Raw genomic sequence first — 20,104 nt, forward strand, 5'->3', positions numbered from 1 at the left:
GAGCCGGGTCTCTTTTTTTTGCGATGTGGTTTATAAAAGGACTTATCTTATCAGGCGGATGGCAGCGTTATGATATGGTCTAATATCATCTGGGTTGCCCCGGTATGCTCCCTTACATAATCGCCTGCTTTTTTGCTTGTAATATTGTAAAAAGCTTCGTCATTAACCAACGTATCAACAATGCCTTTGAGCTGGCTGCCATCACTGATGCTAAACCCGGCCTTTAAAGCGATAAGCTCCTTTGCCTCATTGAATTTTTGATAATTAGGACCAAAGATAACAGGCAAGCTAAATGCGGCCGCCTCCAATGTATTATGTATCCCTACGCCAAAACCACCGCCTATATAAGCGATGCTGCCGTAAGCATATAAGGAAGAGAGCATGCCGATATTGTCGATAACCAGGGTGGCGAGTAGTGAGTAGTGGGTGGCGGGTCCAGAATTTTGAATTTTGAATTTTGAATTTTGAATTATCTCCGAGTATTTAATTGCCGATCCTGCAGGTAACAAATTAACCAGGTTATTAATCCTGGTTTCGCCAATTTCATGGGGGGCAAAAATAAATTTCCAGTCGGGGTATAGTTCGGGTAGGGCGGCAAGCAAGGCTTCGTCCTGCGGCCAGGTGCTGCCGGCAATAAAAACTTTTTGGCCGTTTATAAATTCGGCAACATCGGGAATTTCTTTGGGACGTTGGGCATTGGCCCATACCCTGTCAAAGCGGGTATCGCCGCTAACCGTGGTGTTAGTTATTCCAACAGATTGCAATAGCTGTTTCGATGCCTCGTCCTGTAAAAAAAACTGGCTTACAAAGCTTAATATTTTGCGATGCAGGCCGCCGTACCATTTAAAAAAAATCTGTTTCGGCCTGAAAATTCCCGATATGATGTACAGGGGAATTTGTCTTTTATGCGACTCTTTAAAAAAATGATACCAATACTCGTACTTGGTAAAAATGGCCATTTCGGGCTGTATGGCATCAATAAATTGTTTGGCATTTTTGGGCGTATCCAATGGTAAATAGTACACAAAATCAGCAAGTGGTGTGTTTTTCCTGATCTCGTACCCCGATGGCGAAAAAAAAGAAATCACTATCTTTTTGCCCGGATATAAGGCCCTTATCGCCTCTAATATCGGCCTGCCCTGCTCAAATTCGCCTAATGAAGCAAAATGAAACCAAATACTGCTATCTATACGTATAAGCTTTTGATTTTTCCGGCCGTTTATCCATTGGCTTGCTTTTTGATTAAACAGCGAAGCCATGTAAACGGTTACAAAATAAAGCCGTAATCCTATAGTATATAATAATATCATTTTAGCGTATGAATTGTATCTTAGCAAAGGTTAAAATTAACAACAAAAACTAATACTGTAATAATTAATAACCCCGTGCTATTAAAGTCTGCTTTCACATTATCCCGGGAACAAAATACTAAACACTTAAAAACAAAATAAACTATGAAAATTGCTGTAATCGGAACAGGCTATGTTGGATTGGTAACCGGAACCTGCCTGGCCGAAACCGGAAACGAAGTTATATGTGTTGACATTGTAGAAGAAAAAGTGAACAAGATGCGGGCGGGCGAAATGCCGATTTATGAACCCGGGCTTGATTTGTTATTTAACAGGAACATAAACCAGGAAAGGTTAACCTTTACCACCAACCTTGCCGAAGCTATAGCCCCTGCAAAGGTTATATTTTTAGCCTTGCCTACCCCTCCGGGTGCCGACGGATCTGCCGACCTGAGCTATGTGCTTGGTGCCGCAAAAGATATTGCAAAGCTTATTACCGAGTATAAGGTTATCGTAACCAAATCAACTGTGCCCGTAGGTACAGCTGATAAAGTAACCGCAGTGCTAAAAGCCAATACCGATGTGCCATTCGCCGTGGTATCAAACCCCGAATTTTTACGCGAAGGTGTGGCCGTTGAAGATTTTATGAAACCAGATAGGGTAGTTATTGGTACCATGGACGAGAAAGCCCGCCAGATTATGGGCGATTTATATGCCCCTTACGTACGCCAGGGTAACCCTATCCTTTATATGGATGAACGCTCGTCTGAGCTTACAAAATACGCCGCAAACTCATTCCTGGCCACCAAAATAACCTTCATGAACGAGATTGCCAACATGTGCGAATTGGTAGGCGCCGATGTGGATATGGTGCGTAAAGGCGTGGGTGCCGATGCCCGTATAGGTAAGCGCTTCCTGTTCCCTGGCGTTGGCTATGGCGGCAGCTGTTTCCCTAAAGATGTGCAGGCGCTTTCAAAAGCAGCAGAGGAAAATAAATATGAGTTCAAGATCCTGAACTCGGTGATGGAAGTTAACGAAACACAAAAAAGGCGTTTGGTAGTTAAGCTGCGCGAGTATTATGGGGCTGACGGGCTGAAAGGCAAACACTTCGCTCTTTGGGGATTGGCATTTAAACCCGAGACCGATGATATCCGCGAAGCACCGGCTTTATACATCATTGATGACCTTATTGCGGCCGGAGCTACGGTAACCGCATATGACCCTGAAGGGATGCCAAATGTTAAAAAATTACTCGGCGATAAAATTGCGTATGCTAAAGACAGGTACTCGGCACTTGAAAACGCCGATGCTTTATTGATTGTTACCGAATGGCCGGTTTTTCGTACCCCGGATTTTGATTTCATGAAAGAAAAGTTAAACGCGCCTGTTATATTTGACGGACGTAATTTATATGACCTGGACAGGATGAAAGATTATGGTTTTTATTACAGCAGCATCGGACGTAAAGTAGTTAGTTAATGACAGAACGTAAAAGAATTTTAATTACCGGGGCGGCGGGCTTTTTAGGCTCGCACCTTTGCGACAGGTTTATTAAAGAAGATTACCATGTAATAGGCATGGATAATTTGATTACCGGCGACTTACGCAATATACAGCACCTGTTCAAACTTGAAAATTTTGAATTTTACAATCATGATGTTTCCAAGTTTGTATTTGTTCCGGGCGAGTTGCATTATATCCTGCACTTTGCCTCGCCGGCAAGCCCGATAGACTACCTGAAGATCCCTATCCAAACTTTAAAGGTTGGATCATTAGGAACGCATAACCTGCTGGGTTTGGCAAGGTCAAAAGGCGCAAGGATGCTGATTGCATCCACGTCTGAAGTTTATGGCGATCCGAACGTAAACCCGCAGCCCGAGGAATACTGGGGCAATGTAAACCCGGTTGGTCCAAGGGGTGTTTATGACGAAGCCAAGCGTTTCCAGGAAGCTATTACCATGGCTTACCATACCTTCCACGGTTTGGAAACCCGTATCGTGCGTATTTTTAATACCTATGGGCCAAGGATGCGGCTGAACGACGGCCGCGTGTTGCCCGCTTTTATTGGGCAGGCGCTAAGGGGCGAATCATTAACCATGTTTGGCGATGGATCGCAAACCCGGTCATTTTGCTATGTAGATGATTTGGTTGAAGGTATTTACCGCCTGTTACACAGCGATTATGCACAGCCTATGAACATTGGTAACCCGGATGAGATCACCATAAAACAATTTGGCGAAGAGATTATCAAATTAACCGGCACCGACCAGGAATTGATTAGCCTGCCGCTGCCTACCGATGATCCGAAACAGCGCCGCCCGGATATTACCAAGGCAAAAGCTATTTTAGGCTGGGAGCCAAAGGTATCAAGAAGCGAAGGTTTAAAGATCACTTTGGATTACTTCAAATCGTTGCCCGAAACCGAAATAAATCATAAGGATTTTACTTACTATAATAAGTAGTAAAGGATGTCCTTTCTACAAACAATATCCGGATAACCACCTTTTAGTAAAGTAAAAGGTGGTTGTTTAGTAAAAGGAGGTATGTAAATTCATCCATTTGTTTACCTTTATGGCTTACTATATACCCTACTTAAAAATGAAGATATTAGTGACCGGTGGCCTCGGATTTATTGGCTCCCATACCGTTGTCGAACTGGTAAATGCAGGCTACGAACCTGTTATTGTTGACGACCTATCAAACTCAGACCCTAAAATTTTAGATCAGCTTGCCAAAATCATCGGCTACAAACCGGTTTTTCATAAGCTTGACTTATGTGACGAAGCTGGTGTAAAGGCCCTGGCCATTGCCGAGCCCGATGTTGCCGGTATCATTCACTTTGCTGCATTCAAAGCAGTAGGTGAGTCGGTTGAAAAACCATTGAAATACTATCGTAACAATTTTTACTCGCTTATCAATTTACTGGATGCTTATTATAGCAAACCATTGAATTTTGTGTTCTCATCAAGCTGCACTGTTTACGGCCAGCCGGCGCAATTGCCGGTAACCGAAGAAGCGCCTGTGCAGCCGGCCCAATCGCCCTACGGTAATACCAAACAAATAGCCGAGGAGATTTTGAAAGATATGATAGCTTCTGGCACCAGCAGTTATAAAGTAGTATCGTTAAGATATTTTAACCCGGTTGGTGCGCATGAAACCGCGCTTATAGGCGAATTGCCCATTGGGGTACCTCAAAACCTGGTGCCGTTTATTACCCAGACCGCCATTGGCAAACGCGAAAAAATAACGGTATTCGGCAATGATTATGACACCCCGGATGGCAGCTGTGTACGCGACTATATCCACGTAGTTGATTTGGCCAAGGCGCATGTTGCCGCGCTGAAATTGGCCGAACGCGACGATTACCAGGGATACGATGTGTTTAACCTGGGCACAGGCCAGGGAAGTACCGTATTAGAAGTGATCCACGCGTTTGAAAAAGCGACCGGTGTAAAGGTAAACTACCAGATTGGTGCGCGCCGTGCAGGTGATGTGGAAAAGGTTTGGGGCGATGTAACCAAATCGACCAATAAACTTGGCTGGAAAACAGAATTGGGTTTAGAAACCATGATGTCATCGGCCTGGGAATGGGAAAAGTATATAGCTCAAAACCCGTTATAAACTAAAATTTCAGCAAATGCAAAAAATCATTATTACGGGTGGCGCAGGGTTCATAGGATCGCACGTGGTGCGCCGCTTTGTGAAAACGTATCCAAATTATAAGATCATCAATTTAGACAAGCTGACATACGCCGGTAACCTCGAAAATTTAAGAGATATCGAAAACGAGCCTAATTACAGCTTTGTTAAAGGTGATATTGTTGATCTTGAGTTTATAAATAATCTTTTTAATGCCGAGAAGCCCGATGCCGTAATCCACCTTGCAGCTGAATCACATGTTGACCGTTCGATTACCAACCCTTTGGAGTTTGTAATGACCAATGTGGTAGGTACCGTAAATTTGCTGAATGCCGCCCGTGAAAGCTGGCAAGGACGCTATGATCAAACCCGTTTTTACCATGTATCAACCGATGAAGTGTATGGTACTTTGGGCGAAGATGGGATGTTTACCGAAGAAACAGCGTATGATCCTCATTCGCCGTACTCGGCATCTAAAGCCAGTTCAGATCATTTTGTACGCGCTTACCAGGATACTTATGGCATGAATGCCGTAATATCCAACTGCTCAAATAACTACGGCTCATTCCATTTTCCGGAGAAGCTGATACCGCTGGCCATCAACAACATTAAACAAAGTAAACCTGTACCTGTTTATGGCAAAGGCGAGAATATTCGCGACTGGCTTTGGGTAGAGGATCATGCAAGGGCCATTGATGTAATATTCCACAATGCAAAAGCAGGCCAAACCTATAATATTGGCGGCCATAATGAATGGAAAAACATCGACCTGATTAATTTGCTTTGCACTATACTGGATAAAAAACTGGGCAGGGCCGAAGGAGAATCGGCCAAATTGATTACCTATGTTACAGACAGGGCGGGGCATGATCTGCGTTATGCCATAGATGCCACCAAATTGAAAACGGAGCTTGGCTGGGTACCAAGTATTACTTTTGAAGAAGGACTGGAAAAAACCGTAGATTGGTACCTTGCAAATGAGGAGTGGCTTAACCACGTAACTTCGGGTAGCTACCAGCAATATTACAAGGGGCAGTACAATAACCGTTAACTATGTTTGGTTTTTTTAAAAGTAAAAAAGGGAAAAAAGAGATAACATTCAACTATGAATCTATCATGGTTGATATGCACTCGCATGTTTTGCCGGGAATTGACGATGGCGCGCAAACGCCACAGGATTCGGTAATCCTGATTCGGAAAATGATGGACCTGGGCATAAAAAAGATTATAGCCACGCCACATGTCATGATCGATTTTTATCGCAACACGCCCGAAACAATTGCTGCATCGCTGGAGTTATTGAAAGCCGAACTGGTAAAAGAAAATATAGATATCCCCATAGAAACGGCCGCCGAACATTATTTTGATGAAACGTTTGAGGCACGTGTAAATGAGGGCAGGTTAATGACCATGGGCGATAATTACGTACTGTTTGAGTTTTCATTTATCAACCAGCCGCCCAATGTTGTACCCGTTTTGCAAAGAATGAACGATTTGGGATATAAACCCATTTTAGCACATCCCGAAAGATACCCTTACATGGATTTGGAGCAATACAAAAACATTCAGGGCTGGGGTTGTAGTATGCAACTGAACACCATATCGTTAACAGGGTACTACGGCAGCGATGTAAAAAGAAAAGCAGAATCGCTGATAGATAATCAACTGATAGATTTTATATCAAGTGATATGCACCACGAAAGGCACGCCATGGCCCTTAAAGATGCCTTACGCACCACTTACCTGGAGAAACTGATGTTTGATACCCCGTTGAAAAACAAGCTTCTTTTTTAATGGTAAAAATTGACGAATAAAAAAGTGGGATTGTGCTTTCGACGAATCAAATCTCAAAAAAAGGAATAAGAATTAAAGAAAAGATACTCTAACGGGTGTCTTTTTTACTTTCCGGGTTTTCCAATCCAAAGCAACCTAAACCTGCATAGTAATACTTACTTCCTTTTTTTTACTCGAAAAATCTTTGGGTAGCCTCTTGTTATTTCAAAACATAATATATACTATTGTGTAATATTGACACAATGTTGTTATTTGCTGTTAATAAACAAGTTATAACCAATTATTACGCACCTTCTTTTTTAACCCTTAATCATGAAAATAAGCTACAGATCTGGTGTTGCTATTGTAATTATGTGGGCGGCCGGGAGTTTAAACTCGTCGGTACAAGCTCAAACCAAAAAACAACCGCTGCAATTGCGGGCAAACAACGTAAAGCAGATAGTAGCTGCGATGACGTTGGAAGAAAAATCAAAACTGGTAGTAGGTATGGGCTTTAAAATGCCCGGAATGCCCCCGCCGGTAAAAGGCAAAAAGCCCGAGGCCATAGATATTGGCGGGTTTAAGTTGCCTCCGTCTGATCCTGATGCTTATAATATTCCCGAAAAAGTTCCGGGGGCGGCTGGTCGTACCCATGCTATACCGCGTTTGGGGATTCCATCCATGACAGTTTCTGATGGTCCGGCAGGTTTACGTATCGAACCTATTCGCGATGGTGATAAGTCAAAAACTTATTACGCAACAGCTTTCCCGGTGGCAACTTTATTAGCCAGCAGTTGGGATACCCAGTTGGTAAACAAAGTAGGTGTTGCTTTTGGTAACGAAGTGCGTGAATACGGCGTGGATATATTATTGGCGCCAGGCATGAACATCCACCGTAATCCGCTGGGCGGCCGTAATTTTGAATATTACTCAGAAGACCCGCTGGTAGCAGGCAACATGACTGCTGCAATTGTAAATGGCGTACAATCAAACGGTGTTGGTACATCCATCAAACACTACGCAGCCAACAACCAGGAAACCAACCGTAACTCTATCAATACCATTGTAAGCGAAAGGGCCATGCGCGAGATTTACCTTAAAGGTTTCGGCATTGCTGTGAAAAAATCACAACCGTGGACCGTAATGTCGTCTTACAATAAATTAAACGGAACTTATACTTCTGAAAGGCGCGACCTGTTAACCACCGTTTTAAAAGACGAATGGGGCCTGAAAGGCTTTGTAATGACCGATTGGTTTGGCGGCAAAGATCCCGTGGCGCAAATGAAAGCCGGTAATGATTTGATAATGCCGGGCAGCCCAAGCCAGTCAGAAGCTATAGTGGCTGCTGTTAAGGCTGGATCATTGAGCATCAAACAACTGAATGCCAATGTGGAACGGATGCTGAATGTGATTGTTAAGTCGCCATCGTTTACCAAATACAAATACTCAGATGCTCCTGATTTGGCGGCCCATGCTAAAGTAGCACGCGAAGCAGCAGCCCAGGGTATGATTTTGCTTAAGAATGATGACCATGCTTTGCCATTTTATCCTGCAAAAAGGATAGCTGTATTTGGCAACACCAGCTATGATATGATTGCAGGCGGTACAGGTAGCGGCGATGTTAATAAGGCTTACACCATTTCGCTGATGCAAGGTTTAACAAACGCCGGTTTTAAAGTACAGGAAAAGCTATCAGGCAGCTACGCTGCTTACCTGGCCGATATGAAGCTGAAACAGCCAAAACCTAAAAATTTCTTTGATCACCCTGCCCCTATTCCGGAGATGGATGTAAATAGCATTGTGGCCGACGAAGCTGCAGGTGCCGATGAAGCACTCATCACCATCGGCAGAAATGCCGGCGAAGGAGCCGACAGAAAACTGGAAGGCGATTACTACTTAAATGATGCCGAAAAAGGCCTGATTAGGGGAGTGGCCGATGCTTTCCACGCCAAAGGAAAAAAGGTTGTTGTTGTGTTAAATATTGGCGGCGTTATTGATGTTGCCAGCTGGCGCGATGAGGTTGATGGTGTTTTATTGGCCTGGCAGCCAGGCCTTGAGGCAGGTAACGCTATTGCCGATGTGTTAAGCGGTATGGTTAACCCATCGGGCAAACTGGCTACCACTTTCCCAATGGATTATAAGGATGTGCCATCGGCCGGTAATTTCCCGGGTACACCAGCAGCTAAACCAGAAACCGTTACTTACGAAGAAGGAATTTATGTTGGCTACCGTTATTATGATGCCGCCAAAGTAAAACCGGCCTATGAGTTTGGTTACGGCCTGTCATACACTAAATTTAAATTTAGCGACTTAAAGCTAAGCGCTCCTAACTTTATGCACAGCATTACCGCTACCGTGACAGTTAAAAATACAGGAGATATTGCCGGCAAGGAAGTTGTGCAATTATACCTGGGCGCGCCTAAAAAAGACCTTGATAAACCAGAGCAAGAGTTAAAAGCATTTGCCAAAACCCGCCTGCTTGCAGCCGGCGAATCGCAAACACTAAGTTTCACCATCAAAGCAGCCGACCTGGCATCTTTTTACACCAGCCGCGAAGCCTGGATAGCCGACGCCGGTAAATATGAAGTAAGGATTGGTTCATCATCAAGACAGATTGAAGAAAAAGCCTCGTTTAAACTGGCCAAAGATATCACTGTTGAAAAAGTGGTTAAGGCTTTGGTGCCCGAGGTTGCTATCAATGAGCTGAAGCTGAAATAGCGGTATATTCCCGTCATTGCGAGGTACGAAGCAATCCCGAACTATGTGGGACTAAGCATGTCGGGGATTGCTTCGTGCCTCGCAATGACGTTTTTTCACACATAATAACTATCTAAACTATGCCATTGCAATCTCGTGTTGCAATGGCTTTTACAGGTACAAGGCAATTATAAATACAAACCAAACAATTACAATCTTCATGGCAAAACAATTCAAATTTATCGCGTTGCTCTGGCTGCTGCCGGCAACCGCCGCTATGGCCCAAACAAAATGGACGGAGAAAAAATCGGGCGATATTGTTTTTGTAAGCAATACGGACGGGCAACAGCTGGGTTATGCCACCACATCGGGCGTAAAGATATTGACAGTTGATGGCCTGGCCTTTAAAGATCTGAATAAAAACGGCAAGCTGGATAAGTATGAAGATTGGCGCTTGCCTGTTGATGTGCGGGCCAAAGATCTGGCATCGCAAATGAGTGTGGAGCAAATTGCCGGGTTAATGTTATATAGCAGGCACCAGCCCATACCGGCAGCACCCGCAGGGCCATTTAAAGGTACTTATGGCGGTAAAGTATTTGCCGAAAGCGGTGCTAACCCCTATGACCTGTCCGATCAGCAGAAACAGTTTTTAGAAAAAGATAATGTACGCCATGTGCTCATCACATCGGTTCAAAGCCCCGAAATTGCAGCGCAATGGAATAATAAGGCCCAGGCTTTTGTTGAGGGTTTGGGGCTTGGTATACCCAACAATAACAGTTCCGACCCGCGCCATGGTACCGTTGCCACTGCCGAGTATAATGCAGGTGCAGGCGGTGCCATTTCCATGTGGCCGGGCTCGTTGGGCTTTGCGGCTACATTTGACCCCAAAGTGGTTGAAAACTTTGGGCATATAGCCGCTTTGGAGTACAGGGCTTTAGGAATTGCTACCGCGTTATCGCCACAGGTTGATATTGCTACCGAGCCACGCTGGTCCAGAGTGAGCGGTACGTTTGGCGAAGATCCGCAGTTATCCGCCGATATGGCCCGGGGTTACATTGATGGCTTCCAGACATCCGCAGGCGATAAAGAAATTAATGGCGGCTGGGGCTATGGCAGCGTTAATGCCATGGTAAAACACTGGCCTGGTGGCGGCGCGGGTGAAGGTGGCCGCGATGCCCATTATGGGTATGGTAAATACGCGGTTTACCCCGGTAACAATTTTAAACAGCATTTAATCCCTTTTACCGAAGGGGCATTTAAACTAAATGGCAAAACGGGGATGGCTGCCTCTGTTATGCCCTACTATACCATATCTTTTAATCAGGATACCAAAAATAAAGAGAACGTTGCCAACAACTATAACTCGTATATTATAAACGACCTGCTGCGCAAAAAATACAAATTCGACGGCGTGGTTTGTACCGATTGGCTGGTTACCGGCGACGAAACAGCTGTAGATGTTTTCCTTTCGGGAAAATCGTGGGGCGTAGAGGGCTTGTCGGTTGCACAGCGCCATTACAAAATATTGATGGCGGGTGTTGATCAGTTTGGTGGCAACAACGAGGTTGCACCCGTGATTGCAGCTTACCAAATGGGCGTGAAAGACCACGGAGAAGCATTTATGCGGGCAAGGTTTGAGCAATCGGCCGTTCGCTTGTTGCGCAATATATTCAGAACAGGCTTGTTTGAAAATCCATATTTGGATCCCGAAGCCACCAAAGCTGCGGTAGGCAATCCCGAATTTATGAATGCGGGTTATGCTGCTCAGCTTAAATCAATAGTTATGCTTAAAAATAAAGGGAATGTGTTGCCCTTGCAAACAGGTAAAACCGTTTACGTACCTAAAAAATTCACGCCGGCCGGGCGCAATTTCCTGGGAATGGAAACTCCCGAGAAATTAGAATACCCGGTTAATATGGAAACTGTGAAAAAATATTTCAAGGTAACCGAAAATCCCGAAGAAGCAGATTATGCCCTGGTATTCATCAACAGCCCCAATAGCGGTGGTGGCTACAATAGCCAGGATGCCAAAAACGGCGGCACGGGCTATGTGCCAATCAGCCTGCAATATGGCGAATACAAAGCGGTTGATGCCCGCGCCACAAGCATAGCCGGCGGCGACCCGTTAGAAAAATTTACCAACCGGACCTACAAGGATAAATCAGCAACAGCCATTAACGTTACCGACCTGGCTATGGTGAATGATACCTATGCAAAAATGAAAGGCAAGCCTGTTATTGTATCGATAAATATGGCCAACCCAATGGTGTTTTCTGAATTTGAAAAAAACGCGAATGCTATCCTGGTAGATTTTGGTGTGCAGGGCCAGGCTACATTAGATATCCTCACCGGCAAAACCGAACCATCGGCATTATTACCGCTGCAAATGCCTGCAGATATGAAAACCGTAGAGCAGCAGTTTGAAGATGTACCCCATGATATGAAATGCTATACCGACGATCAGGGCCATGTTTATGATTTTGGTTACGGTTTAAACTGGAAAGGTGTTATTAGCGATGCCCGCACAGCAAAATATAAGGTGAGTGCAAAGCCGTAATTGGGGCGCTCTACCTTCCATCCGTCATTGCGAGGTACGAAGCAATCCCGAACTATATGGGACTTAGCATGTCGGGGATTGCTTCGTGCCTCGCAATGACGGATATTTGATGTTGATAGTCAGTGGCTTACAGGCGCGTCATTATAAGGTACGAAGCAATCCCGAACTATATGGGACTTAGCATGTCTGGGATTGCTTCGTGCCTCGCAATGACGGATATTGAATTTGATAGCAATTGCTTACAAGCATGTAGGAGATTGCTTCGTACCTCGCAATGACGGAGTTGTGAGCGCTGAAAACATAATATAAATAAAATCTATATGAAAAACCACTTTGCATTGCTTTTATTGATATTAGCAAGTAGCGCCTTATGCTATGCACAAAGCAATAGCCTCAACACAGTAAAAACCAATGCCGGGATAGTATCCGGCAGTGCTAATAGCGATGGCTCCGTTCATATATTCAAAGGTATCCCCTTTGCCGCCCCACCGGTTGGCAGTTTGCGCTGGAAAGAACCTCAGCCCGTAACACCATGGGCGGGTGTTAAACATTGCACAGCGTTTTCGGCCAGCCCTATGCAGGCCAGGCCCGATGAGTTTGGTGTTTATACCCGCGAGTTTTTGATTCCCTATCAGCCCATCGGCGAGGATTGCCTGTACCTGAACGTATGGACCAACGCCACATCATCCGCCGATCAAAAGCCGGTGCTGGTGTATATTTATGGAGGCGGTTTTGGATCGGGTGGAGCGGCTTGCCCTATTTACGATGGCGAAGCAACAGCCAAAAAAGGGGTTGTTTTTGTAGTGATTAATTATAGGGTGGGGATTTTTGGTTTTTTCGCCCATCCGGAGCTGAGTAAAGAATCGGGCCATGATGCCGCAGGTAATTATGGTTTGATGGATCAGCTGGCTGCGCTGAAGTGGGTAAAACAAAATATTAAAAATTTTGGCGGCGATCCTGGCAATGTCACCATAGCCGGTCAGTCGGCTGGCGCCATGAGTGTGAATTGTTTGGTAGCCTCTCCTTTAGCAAAAGGATTGTTTCAAAAGGCTATCGCCGAAAGTGGGGCCATGTTTATTAGCGGCCCGTTCGGATCGCCAACATTACAGGAGGCCGAACAAAGCGGAATAAAATTAGCACAGCAATTAAAAGCAAACACCATTGCCGATATGCGGAATATTCCCGCCGCCGATTTGCTTAATAAATGGCAGGCACGCCCCATTATTGACGGCTATGTATTGCCTGAAACCATTGCAGGTACTTTTTCCGCGAATAAAGAAAACCCAGTAGCCTTACTTACCGGCTGGAATGAAGATGATGCCTTTGTGGGCAAATTAAAAACCGCCGAAGAATATAACAAGCAGATAACGGAACAATACGGAGGGAAAGCCGCGGCTTTTTTACAGCATTATCCCGGTAAGACAGACGCTGAAGCTGCGAGGTCGCAAATAAACATCAGCCGCGATCAAATCTTCGGTATTCAAAACTATACCTGGGCAAATGTGCAGAGCGATAAAAAGCAGGCAAAAGTATATGTTTACCGTTTTACCCGCCGCCTGCCCGCCACGCCCGATTTTGTAAAATACGGCGCATTCCATACCGGCGAGGTGGCTTATGCTTATGACAACCTTAAATTCCTCAATCGCCCCTGGGAACCTATCGACCAGCAATTGGCCACAACCATATCCACCTACTGGGCAAATTTTGCCAAAACCGGTGATCCCAATGGGAATGGGTTACCACTATGGCCCAGCTATAATGCCACTGATGCTCAAATAATGATATTGAGCGAAATGCCGGCAGCCAAGTCGCTACCTGATAAGGCAGCCTTAGATTTTATGGTTGGGTTGATGGGAGGAAAGTAATTCGCGAAAAGTGGATTTACGAAGTTTTTGAAACTTCGTAAATCTGTGCGAGGCTATTTGGGTTTAACCTCTTCGGTTGGTTGCAAGAATTACAATGCCGTCCTGATTACTTTCACCGCATTGCCCCGCTCTAACGAATGGTGCGCTATCAACTGGCTTTCCAGCAGGGCTATTTGTTTTTCGGCTTGCTTGGCTGTTAGCTTTGCCTCCAGGCGCTCAATACAAAGTTTTTTATTTTGTAATTGCGAACGACTGTCCATTGCTAATGCCTGCAATCCTGTGGGGGTATGTGTCCCTCTTACGGCTGTTTCTACTTTGTTAACATTTTGGCCACCAGGGCCCGATGCCCGCATGGTTTCAAACTTTATATCACCGGGATTAAACTTCACCTGCTCCTCAATACTAAAAATGCCAACCCCAACAAACCAGTTTTTACGTTTGTGAAATTTGCGATAAGGGCTTTGCGCTATCCATTGTACAGGGCCGTTCCACTCGTTTATAAAACCATCTGTATTATCGCCTTGTAACAGGAGGGTTGATGATAATAACGTGTTGGCCAATTCCGCTTTTTTGTTTTCTATCACCGATAAGTCCAGCCCGGCACCGGAGGCTTGTTTCAGCATCAAATCCTGTACTTTGGCTACCACCAGGCAACATTCCAGCGGGCCTTTGCCTGCTGTTATTTGTATGATTAATTTTTTCATTTTACTATTCTTTATTCATGCGTACAATGCGCGGCCAAAATTTGCCCTGTATGGCAACCAGTTCGGTTTGCGCCTGCATTACCAATTCAATATCCTTATAAGCTGCCGGGTTCTCCTCGATACTGCCATCAATCAACGTTACATCAGCCCCGGCCAGCATTTTTTTCATTGCCGATTTGGTGGTGCTGCCCCTGGCATCATGCCTGCTCATAGCCCGGCCGGCACCATGCGATGCCGAGTATAAGGCATCGGCATTGCCCTTACCCATTACCAAATAGGCAGGAGTAGCCATACTGCCGGGGATGACGCCCAACTCGCCCACATGAGCAGGCGTTGCCCCTTTACGGTGAATGATGGCTTCGGTGCCATCTGTAAGTTTGTCTTTCCAGGCAAAATTGTGATGGTTTTCTATCTTACAAAGGGCTTTTAATCCAAGGGCTTTTAACAGGTTGCTATGTATCCGGTCGTGACAGGCTTTGGCATAATTGCCGGCCAGGGTCATGCTTAACCAATACTCCTGCCCGGCTTCGGTATCCAGATCAAGCCAGGCCAGGGGCTGCGCTTCGCGCGGAAGCTTGCAGGTATTCATAGCCACCTGTGTATAATGACGAGCAATAGTTGCCCCCAACCCGCGGCTGCCCGAATGGGTAAGCAGAGCCATATAGGTTTTTGCCGGTAAGCCCGTTGCATTATTCTCGGCCAGTTCTATCACACCAAACTCCACAAAATGGTTGCCGCCGCCCGATGTACCTAACTGTTGCATGGCCTTACCGCGCAGTTTTTTAAGCAGTGGTGTTTCATTAAACATTGGGCTGTCCAGTACTTCATGCTCCTGCGGTACAGCCAGGCTGCCTTCCATGCCAAAATGTGTCCATTTGCCTATCGCCTGTTTAATTTGATGGTCATACCTTTTCATGAACTTTTCATCGGCATCAATAATAGTTAAGGCCATACGGCAGCCAATATCCATCCCTATTCCATAGGGGATCACCGCGTTGCGGGTGGCCAGTACTCCCCCAATGGGCAAGCCATAACCGCTGTGCGCATCGGACATTAAGGCCCCACGGATACTGATGGGTAATGATAGTGCCAGGGCCATTTGTTTTTTGGCTATCTCTTCAATTTCATCGGCCCCGTAAATTTTAATAGGGGCGGGCTCGTCCGTCAGCTTAAATGTTTTTAACACTGGTTCTGCCTCAGCCTTAATAAATGCTTCCGCTATTTTTTGTAACCGGTCATCGTTGGTATAGGCAGCCGGGTTATCCCGCACAGCGGTTAATAATGCCATTACATCGGCTTTGTTGCTGTGTTTATAGTGTCGGGCTACGGCATTGATGGCGAGGCTTTTTAATGCATCGCCTACGTAGCCTATTTTATCTAATTCTTTTGTTTTTAAATTGCCCATACAGGTGCTGTTTAATAGCCCATGTATTCCTCTTGTAAGGAATACATGGGTTTGTTTTTTAATTCGTTTTCGTATTTTTTTTGCTCTTCGCGCTCACCCTTCCAGTATTTATACTTACCACCTTTAAGTTTCCAGATTCTGGGTCGCAGATAAAAACCATCAATGCGGTTATCTATTTCACTTAGCTCTTGCTCAAGCACTTCGTTAATTTGTTTTTTGGCATAAACCATGTGTGGCCTTATTACCAAAATATACCGCCAGGCTTCGGTAAATACATATCTATTTTCCCAGCGATTGTACCTTACGTTCCAGGTTTCTTTCAAATAAAAGCAACGTTTTTCGGCATCAGACAGCTTTAGTTTGTCGCCATGGAAATCTTCAGGAGATAGCTCCCTCAGTTGGTGGAGCTTAATATCATAATACTGATATGTGCCTTTGCGGATTTTTCTTCTTTTAAATGATCTGTCGTAATGCCAGCAAAAGGTGTTGATCTTATCCAAAAGCGCCTCGTAAAATTGGGCCTTGTCGCTCCGGGCAACATCCGCGCGCAAAATAAATGACCGCATCCAGCCGCGTTGATAAGGGTGTTCCAATATAACGGGCGGCAGATTCCTGATCTGCTGGTACAGCGCGTGCATGCGCCTGTTTAGCTGCATTAACTTTTTATCGAAATCTTTTTTTACGAGCCGTTTCTTTCTCCGGGCCGACTTTTTAATGTACGGCCAATCATGCATGTCCATCGGACTTGTTCGTTTAGTTTTTTTGCCAATCTGTTAATGATTTTCAAAAGTTCGTCCACCGTGGCGGATATACCCATTTTGAAAAATGCAGGCAAACCACGAAACTTAAAAATCCGGCGACATGCAAAACCTTGACGCGTTAAAAAAACGACAATTACAAAATGCTATTTCAGTAAAAAAGGGTTGCTGTCCACCTGTTTCAGGTAGTGCACTAATGGGATATTGATGAGATACTCTGCGTCATGATTCCTGATTATTATGGGTTAACAACTAAGGAATTACTGCAAATGTGCAATTAATTTTTGAAAAGAAGAAGGAAATAAATCAACCGCGATGAATGAGTGGGGCAGGTGGCGTGATCATTATTGCTTCGTGCCGGGCATCATGTATTGGAATTTACAACACATTCGCTTGAACGCTGGCTACGACTCACCCGGTCGACCCCGATAAATATCGGGGCGACCACCCTCTCTTCACCTGCGGTGAGTGTTGCACAACTAACGCTCAAAAAAAGTGCATGTTTTATGGCATTTTGACGCCCTGAGATTTGAATATCGACTAACTTGCTTTTGGCAATAGCTGGATATTAAAATCTCAGGAGGTTGATCGACAAGATTTGAACCTCCGTGCCTTATACGCTTAGTTGTGCAACACTCACCTGCGGTGGAAAGAGGGTTTTTATATTTAATTATTTAATAATCAATTATTTATTAAGTGCAAATTTCCCAAACCCTCTTTGCGGCTTCAGCCGGAGAGAGGGTGGTCGGGCGCAGCCTCGACCGGGTGAGTCGTAACCGACATACTAAATAGTTATCCCTTCATTAGAAGCATAAACGCATTAGTAAACCAAATTTAGACAGGTTCTAAATCAAAAATCTTCGACTTATGGCTTCGGGCTCAATACTTGACACTAAATCTTCAGCCTTACATTTATCTTATCAAGCAGTCCGGTAAGCCATACCATTACAAAGGCAAAAACAATGCACTTGATAAGCCCGCCGGTGCCCTGGCTCAGGTATTCGGGGTAGCCAATGTTGCTCATTTCATACAGCGGGTAAAATATAAACGGCACAATATAACAGGTGAACGTATTGGTGCCTGCCGGCTCAATAATTTTAAACCATTTGTATTTGTGCTTAAAATCAACCACAAAAATAAATATGGCATAGGCTATCAGGCTAATGCCGGTGCAAATTAAAACCCATGAAGGGGTATCCCTTGTTTTATTAATGCCGCCGCTAAAGTAGCGCACAATAAAGCCCAGGTTAAACAATATAATGGCTATGAGTATAAGTGCAGCCCACAGCATTTTAAGTTCGTTGTTGGCCTTAAGGCGCATATACAATACCGATACAAACACTCCGGCCATGGTAAAAGCCTGCATGGCGCCATTGCCGGCTATCCAAACGTATTTTTGGATGGGCTCTAAAAAATTCAGGAAGCCAAAATGAACATCCAGGTTAAACATCATGAAAAATATCCAGGCCGTAGCCTGTATCCATAAATGCCCGCCCGAGTAATAGTAAATAAGCGCGCACACCAGGTAGCTCCAGCCTATTAATCCCAAAATGCCCCACCATGTAAAATGCAGCCAGGTATAGCCCGGATCTGTAGTCCGGTACAAGGCCGACATCGTTATCAGCAACGCTACTCCAAAACCCTGTAGCAGGTAACGTTTCAGGTTGCTGGTTTCTTTGCCGTAATCTAAAAATATAAAAAAGAAGCTGAAAGTAACCAGGCTTTCCCATACCGGCTTGGGCAGGGCGGTGGCAGCCTCGTTATAGGTTTCCATATTGGCGTGAAAAAAACCAATAAACACCAGTGCAAGCGACCGGCTGGCTATGCGCGACAATAATTTATAGTTACCCGTTTTTAGCCTGTTTTGAAATGCGAAGGGAATAGATAAACCTACGATAAATAAAAACGCCGGAAAAATGGTATCTGCCAAACCCAACCCATCCGCGTTTTCGGCAACGTGCTTGAGCCATTGAGGTGTACCCGGAATACCGTCAAGATCATTCACAAAAATCATGAGCAGCATCGTAAAGGCACGAAAAGCATCAATGGAACGTATCCGGTCCGGGAAAGTATTCATTAAGGGAGTAAATGCATTAGTAAAGCAAATGTTTTAACTAAACGGTAATTAAATTGAAACATTATGGTTACTAAATGGTTTTTTTAGTCCCTGTCCCTGCTCAACTTACTAAAGGCCAACGGATTTTCGTTCAGTTCCAGCGTTTCGCGCCGATGCTTAACTATATGAATAGCAGTAAATAAAGCCTCGCGGAACGATACCTCCGATGCCTGGTTTTTACCCGCAATATCATATGCGGTGCCATGATCGGGCGATGTGCGCACAAATTTTAATCCCGCGGTAAAATTTACCCCCGACTCAAAAGCAATTTGTTTAAAAGGGATAAGTCCCTGGTCGTGGTACATAGCCAGCACGGCATCAAATTGCAGGTAAGTGCCATTGGCAAAAAAGCCATCGGCAGGGTATGGGCCAAAGGCCAGTACATCATTATCGCGGGCAAGTTCAAGAGCAGGTATAATGGTATCCTTTTCTTCGTGGCCAATTAAACCGTTATCACTGGCATGCGGGTTTAGCCCCAGTACGGCAATTTTGGGTTTACGTATCCAGAAATCATTTTGCAAACTGTGGTTCATCAGTTTAAGCTTGGCCACAATTTTATCAACAGTAATACTTTCAGATATTTTTGATACCGGGATATGGCCGGTAACCACGCCAACACGCAACGTATCGCTCACCAAAAACATTAACGATTCGGCGGCGCCATCACGCTCCTGTAAATACTCGGTATGGCCCGGGAAGTTAAATTTATCGCTCTGTATGTTATCCTTATTAATAGGCGCGGTAACCAGGGCATCAATATAGCCCTCTTTTAAATCGTACGTGGCGCGCTCCAATGATAAAAAGGCGTATTTACCACCGGCCTCGGTAACCATACCTGGCTCAATTTTTACATCTTCTTCCCAGCAATTAATCATGTTGGGTTTTTTATGCTGCACCTGCGATGGATCGTTAATCACCTGGAAATTCAATTCGGCAACGCTTGTGGCCCTGCGGTGAAACGATGCTACCTTGGTATGGCCATAAACAATAGGCGTACAATAATCATAAATTTTACTATCGGCCAGGGTTTTAATAATTATCTCTAAACCTATCCCGTTAACGTCGCCTATGCTAATACCTACTTTTATTTTATCGCTCATGATTTTTTATGATTTCACCGATTATTTTATGATTTCACCGATTATTTGGAGGTGATTTCACTGATTAATCCGTGATTAAATTTATATTGGTTTGCCTGAAACTATCTCCAGGATTATTTTTGTTCTTATTTCTTAATCTGTCAATCCCAAACGCTCCCGTCCTGATTCCTGACTCTTGATTCTTGACTCTTTGTCCCGCGG

14 protein-coding genes are annotated in these 20,104 nt (G+C 44.7%); 8 read left to right on the forward strand and 6 right to left on the reverse strand.

The features are described 5' to 3' along the window. Window positions 1–50: 50 nt before the first annotated feature. On the reverse strand, window positions 51–1,310 hold the full coding sequence (locus AC1RM2_RS16800; RefSeq protein WP_492986347.1) for a 3-deoxy-D-manno-octulosonic acid transferase: 1,260 nt from the start codon (window positions 1,308–1,310) through the stop codon (window positions 51–53). A gap of 144 nt (window positions 1,311–1,454) precedes the next feature. Here AC1RM2_RS16800 and AC1RM2_RS16805 point away from each other — a divergent pair, with 144 nt between their 5' ends. The 8 genes from AC1RM2_RS16805 (at window position 1,455) to AC1RM2_RS16840 (ending at window position 13,820) form a co-directional block, all read left to right on the forward strand. After that, the gene (locus tag AC1RM2_RS16805) at window positions 1,455–2,768 is read left to right on the forward strand and encodes a UDP-glucose dehydrogenase family protein (protein WP_492986348.1); all 1,314 of its coding nucleotides are present in this window, start codon (window positions 1,455–1,457) and stop codon (window positions 2,766–2,768) included. Next, window positions 2,768–3,751 (forward strand): UDP-glucuronic acid decarboxylase family protein, encoded by a 984-nt coding sequence (locus tag AC1RM2_RS16810; protein WP_477362386.1) that lies wholly within the window; start codon window positions 2,768–2,770, stop codon window positions 3,749–3,751. Before AC1RM2_RS16805 ends, AC1RM2_RS16810 begins: the two co-directional genes overlap by 1 nt. A 136-nt stretch (window positions 3,752–3,887) precedes the next feature. After that, window positions 3,888–4,910, forward strand: coding sequence for a UDP-glucose 4-epimerase GalE (gene galE, locus AC1RM2_RS16815; RefSeq protein WP_492986349.1), 1,023 nt, complete (start codon window positions 3,888–3,890; stop codon window positions 4,908–4,910). A 16-nt stretch (window positions 4,911–4,926) separates the two neighbouring features. Then, entirely contained in the window at window positions 4,927–5,979 is a 1,053-nt protein-coding gene (rfbB, locus tag AC1RM2_RS16820; protein ID WP_492986350.1) for a dTDP-glucose 4,6-dehydratase, read from the forward strand. Window positions 5,980–5,981: 2 nt separating this feature from the next. Next, window positions 5,982–6,722, forward strand: a complete 741-nt coding sequence (locus AC1RM2_RS16825; RefSeq protein ID WP_492986351.1) for a tyrosine-protein phosphatase — start codon at window positions 5,982–5,984, stop codon at window positions 6,720–6,722. A 312-nt stretch (window positions 6,723–7,034) separates the two neighbouring features. Continuing rightward, window positions 7,035–9,419 carry a beta-glucosidase gene (locus tag AC1RM2_RS16830; RefSeq protein WP_492986352.1) on the forward strand — a complete coding sequence of 795 codons (2,385 nt, stop codon included), beginning with the start codon at window positions 7,035–7,037 and terminating at the stop codon, window positions 9,417–9,419. 199 nt (window positions 9,420–9,618) lie between these two features. Continuing rightward, on the forward strand, window positions 9,619–11,955 hold the full coding sequence (locus tag AC1RM2_RS16835) for a glycoside hydrolase family 3 protein (RefSeq protein WP_492986353.1): 2,337 nt from the start codon (window positions 9,619–9,621) through the stop codon (window positions 11,953–11,955). 320 nt (window positions 11,956–12,275) lie between these two features. Further along, complete coding sequence (locus tag AC1RM2_RS16840) at window positions 12,276–13,820, forward strand: carboxylesterase/lipase family protein (protein WP_492986354.1); 1,545 nt, start codon at window positions 12,276–12,278, stop codon at window positions 13,818–13,820. Window positions 13,821–13,909: 89 nt separating this feature from the next. Here the strand turns inward: AC1RM2_RS16840 and prfH are convergent, their stop codons facing one another. From prfH to pdxA, 5 genes are all read right to left on the reverse strand, one after another. Then, window positions 13,910–14,524, reverse strand: coding sequence for a peptide chain release factor H (gene prfH, locus AC1RM2_RS16845; protein WP_492986355.1), 615 nt, complete (start codon window positions 14,522–14,524; stop codon window positions 13,910–13,912). 4 nt (window positions 14,525–14,528) lie between these two features. Further along, window positions 14,529–15,929 carry an RtcB family protein gene (locus AC1RM2_RS16850; RefSeq protein WP_492986356.1) on the reverse strand — a complete coding sequence of 467 codons (1,401 nt, stop codon included), beginning with the start codon at window positions 15,927–15,929 and terminating at the stop codon, window positions 14,529–14,531. Window positions 15,930–15,940: 11 nt separating this feature from the next. Then, window positions 15,941–16,669 carry a hypothetical protein gene (locus tag AC1RM2_RS16855; RefSeq protein WP_492986357.1) on the reverse strand — a complete coding sequence of 243 codons (729 nt, stop codon included), beginning with the start codon at window positions 16,667–16,669 and terminating at the stop codon, window positions 15,941–15,943. 910 nt (window positions 16,670–17,579) lie between these two features. Next, entirely contained in the window at window positions 17,580–18,764 is a 1,185-nt protein-coding gene (locus tag AC1RM2_RS16860) for a DUF5009 domain-containing protein (RefSeq protein WP_492986358.1), read from the reverse strand. A gap of 83 nt (window positions 18,765–18,847) precedes the next feature. Further along, window positions 18,848–19,903, reverse strand: a complete 1,056-nt coding sequence (gene pdxA, locus AC1RM2_RS16865; protein WP_492986359.1) for a 4-hydroxythreonine-4-phosphate dehydrogenase PdxA — start codon at window positions 19,901–19,903, stop codon at window positions 18,848–18,850. Between the last annotated feature and the right edge of the window lie 201 nt (window positions 19,904–20,104).

This window comes from Mucilaginibacter sp. GW822-FHT03E02, from assembly GCF_058801545.1.

What these genes read in the sequence shown, in the direction of transcription:
- rfbB (WP_492986350.1), top strand. Translation starts at nt 4,927, where the DNA reads ATGCAAAAAATCATTATTACGGGTGGCGCAGGGTTCATAGGATCGCAC.
- galE (WP_492986349.1), top strand. Translation starts at nt 3,888, where the DNA reads ATGAAGATATTAGTGACCGGTGGCCTCGGATTTATTGGCTCCCATACC.
- AC1RM2_RS16840 (WP_492986354.1), top strand. Translation starts at nt 12,276, where the DNA reads ATGAAAAACCACTTTGCATTGCTTTTATTGATATTAGCAAGTAGCGCC.
- AC1RM2_RS16855 (WP_492986357.1), bottom strand. Translation starts at nt 16,669, where the DNA reads ATGGACATGCATGATTGGCCGTACATTAAAAAGTCGGCCCGGAGAAAG.
- AC1RM2_RS16810 (WP_477362386.1), top strand. Translation starts at nt 2,768, where the DNA reads ATGACAGAACGTAAAAGAATTTTAATTACCGGGGCGGCGGGCTTTTTA.
- AC1RM2_RS16805 (WP_492986348.1), top strand. Translation starts at nt 1,455, where the DNA reads ATGAAAATTGCTGTAATCGGAACAGGCTATGTTGGATTGGTAACCGGA.
- AC1RM2_RS16825 (WP_492986351.1), top strand. Translation starts at nt 5,982, where the DNA reads ATGTTTGGTTTTTTTAAAAGTAAAAAAGGGAAAAAAGAGATAACATTC.
- AC1RM2_RS16835 (WP_492986353.1), top strand. Translation starts at nt 9,619, where the DNA reads ATGGCAAAACAATTCAAATTTATCGCGTTGCTCTGGCTGCTGCCGGCA.
- pdxA (WP_492986359.1), bottom strand. Translation starts at nt 19,903, where the DNA reads ATGAGCGATAAAATAAAAGTAGGTATTAGCATAGGCGACGTTAACGGG.
- AC1RM2_RS16860 (WP_492986358.1), bottom strand. Translation starts at nt 18,764, where the DNA reads ATGAATACTTTCCCGGACCGGATACGTTCCATTGATGCTTTTCGTGCC.
- prfH (WP_492986355.1), bottom strand. Translation starts at nt 14,524, where the DNA reads ATGAAAAAATTAATCATACAAATAACAGCAGGCAAAGGCCCGCTGGAA.
- AC1RM2_RS16800 (WP_492986347.1), bottom strand. Translation starts at nt 1,310, where the DNA reads ATGATATTATTATATACTATAGGATTACGGCTTTATTTTGTAACCGTT.
- AC1RM2_RS16830 (WP_492986352.1), top strand. Translation starts at nt 7,035, where the DNA reads ATGAAAATAAGCTACAGATCTGGTGTTGCTATTGTAATTATGTGGGCG.
- AC1RM2_RS16850 (WP_492986356.1), bottom strand. Translation starts at nt 15,929, where the DNA reads ATGGGCAATTTAAAAACAAAAGAATTAGATAAAATAGGCTACGTAGGC.